The following is a 1,986-nucleotide window of genomic DNA, read 5'->3' on the forward strand; positions in this document are numbered from 1 at the left end:
ACCGTCGACGAGGCCGACGAGATGCGGCGGCTGCTGGACCTCGGGGTGGACGGGCTGGTCAGCGACCGGCCGGACGTGCTGCGGGAGGTGCTGCGCGAGCGCGGGGCGTGGACGGCCACCTGATGTTCACAACAGGTTGGCCGAGGAGGGCCTGCCGAGGGGCTCTGGACGGATACAGTCCGCCCCCATGAGCGTGGCCGACAGCAGTGCGCCCCCCGCCGATCGCCGTAAAGAGCAGCGGGCCTGGATCTGGTACGACTGGGCGAACTCGGTGTTCCCCACATCGGTGATCACGGTGTTCTTCTCGCTGTACCTGGGCTCGATCGCGCAGGTGGCGGCGGAGGGCGACGCCGCCCGCAACGGGGCGAGCCCGTGCCGGGACGGCGGCCAGGAGAACTCGCTGGTCGACTGCGACATCTCGCTGTTCGGGCTGGAGTTCCCGGCCGGGTCGCTGTGGGGCTACCTGCTGTCGGTGGCCACCGTCATCCAGGTGCTGGTGCTGCCGGTCATGGGCGCCATCGCCGACCGCACCCAGAACAAGCGGGCCATGATGGGCGCGCTGGCGTTCACCGGCTCGGCCGCGACCATGGCGCTGGCCACCGTGACCGGCACGAACTGGCAGCTGGGCGTGGGGCTCTTCATCGTCGCCAACATCTGCTACGGCGCCTCGGTGGTGGTGTACTACGCGTTCCTGCCGGAGATCGCCACCCCCGAGGAGCGGGACGCGGTGTCCTCGCGCGGCTGGGCGTTCGGCTACCTCGGCGGCGGCCTGGCGCTGGCGCTGCACCTGGCGCTGTACCTGGGCCACGACGCGATCGGGCTGACCCAGTCGGAGTCGGTGCGGCTGGCGTTCGTGCTCTCCGGCATCTGGTGGGCCGCGTTCACGCTGGTGCCGCTGCGGGGGTTGCGCGCCCACCAGGCGCCGCACGGCGGCGAGCGCGGGTTCGGCGTGGTGACGGCCGGGTTCAAGGAGCTGGGGCAGACGCTGAGGTTCGCCAAGGGCTTCCCGCTGACGCTGGCGTTCCTGGGCACGTACCTGATCTACACCGACGGCATCGCCACGGTGGCGAACGTGTCGGCCCAGTACGGCAGCGCCGAGCTGAAGCTGGAGCAGTCGGTGCTGATCACGACGATCCTGATCGTGCAGTTCGTGGCGTTCTTCGGCGGGCTGCTGCACGGGTGGGGCGCGAAGCGCTGGGGCACCAAGCGCACGATCATGATCAGCCTGGGCGTGTGGATCGTGGTGGTGGGCGCGGCGTACTTCGTGCAGGCCGGGCAGCAGGGGCAGTTCTTCGCGCTGGCGGCCGGGATCGGCATCGTGCTGGGCGGCACGAACGCGCTGTCGCGGTCGCTGTTCAGCCAGATGATCCCGCCGGGGCGGGAGGCGCAGTACTTCTCCCTGTACGAGGTGGGCGAGCGGTCGACCTCGTGGCTGGGGCCGCTGGTGTTCGCCGGGGTCGGGCAGGCCACGGGGTCGTTCCGGCTGGCGATCGTGTCGCTGGTGGTGTTCTTCGCCGTCGGGCTGGTGCTGATGGTGTTCGTGCCGGTGCGCCGGGCGATCAAGGAGTCGGGGAACCCGGTGCCGGAGACGGTCTGAGGTCCCTCAGGTGGTGGTGGCGGGGTCGGGGGTCTCCCCCGGCCCCGTTTTTGTCGTCCCCGCGACGGCGGTGAGCGCGGTGGTGGCGGCGGCGAGCAGCCACGGGTGGTGGTAGGCCAGGACGGGTGGGGCGAGCAGGCCCCAGGCGGTCCACGCGGTGGTCGCGGTGGCGGCGGCCACGCTCCAGCGGGCGCCGGGGGCTTCGCGGCGGTGACCTGCCCACAGGGCGGCGGCGGTGGTCCACGCGGCGGCCTGGGTGAGCAGCGCCCACGCCAGGGCCGGGCCCTCGGCGGCCAGCAGCGGCAGGCCGAGGGCGGCGGCGGCCGTGGCGGTGAGCGCGGCGGTGGTGGGGCGGCCGGTGAGCAGCGCGACCAGGGCGAGCGGGGCCA

The 1,986-nt window shown here is 72.7% G+C and carries 2 protein-coding genes and 1 pseudogene; 2 read left to right on the forward strand and 1 reads right to left on the reverse strand.

Annotation, left to right across the window (positions count from 1 at the left end):
* Both ACTUAL_RS29760 and ACTUAL_RS29765 read left to right on the forward strand, forming a co-directional pair.
* Positions 1-123: pseudogene (locus ACTUAL_RS29760) on the forward strand (glycerophosphodiester phosphodiesterase); the annotation flags it as partial.
* A gap of 64 nt (positions 124-187) precedes the next feature.
* A complete protein-coding gene (locus ACTUAL_RS29765; protein ID WP_440902562.1) occupies positions 188-1,597 on the forward strand; it encodes an MFS transporter in 1,410 nt (469 codons plus the stop codon).
* Positions 1,598-1,603: 6 nt separating this feature from the next.
* Here ACTUAL_RS29765 and ACTUAL_RS29770 read toward each other — a convergent pair.
* Positions 1,604-1,986: hypothetical protein (locus ACTUAL_RS29770; protein ID WP_440902563.1), on the reverse strand; the 383-nt coding region annotated here is incomplete at its 5' end.

Source organism: Actinosynnema sp. (assembly GCF_052038725.1).